Source organism: Caenispirillum salinarum AK4 (assembly GCF_000315795.1).
Classification (GTDB): Bacteria; Pseudomonadota; Alphaproteobacteria; order Rhodospirillales; family Rhodospirillaceae; genus Caenispirillum; species Caenispirillum salinarum.
Map to the genome: position 1 here is coordinate 1 of NZ_ANHY01000056.1, position 559 is coordinate 559.

Sequence of the window (559 nt, forward strand, 5' to 3'; positions counted from 1 at the left end):
GCCTGAGCCTGGGCGGCGCCGGCGAGGCCCCGGCCGAAGCGCCGGCCCGGGACGACGGACCCGAACCCGCCCCCCGGTCGCGCCCCCTGTCGCTGGACGACGCCCGCCAGGCGGCGGAGCCCGCGCCGGAGCCGGAACCACAGCCCGAAGAAGCGGCGGAGCCGGCGCCGGAACCCGCGCCGCAGGCCGAGCCGGAGCCGCAGACCGGGGCGCGGCCGCCGGCATCTCCGCCGGCCGCGCCCCGGGGCCTGCCGCCTGTCTCGGACTCCGCGGCGCCCGAGCCGCCTACCGCACCCCAGGCGGCGACCAGGGCCACCGGGGGGCTGCCGGCGCTACCGCCGCTCACCGATGCGCCGAAAGCCGCCACGCCGGCCCGGCCCGCCCCGCCGGCCGACAAGAGCCTGCCGCCGTTGCCGGACCCGGGGGCGCTGTCAAAGCCTCCCAAGGCAGCGTCGGCAGAGGGCGGACCAACGCCGGCACCCGCACCGACGCCCGATCCGCCGCCGGCTGCCGCGCCGGCCAGGGCCGCGGCCGCCGCCGCCGCGCCGCAGGATGAGCC

General features: G+C 82.5%; 1 pseudogene. It reads left to right on the forward strand.

Annotation, left to right across the window (positions count from 1 at the left end):
- Positions 1 to 559: pseudogene (locus C882_RS25630) on the forward strand (hypothetical protein); the annotation flags it as partial.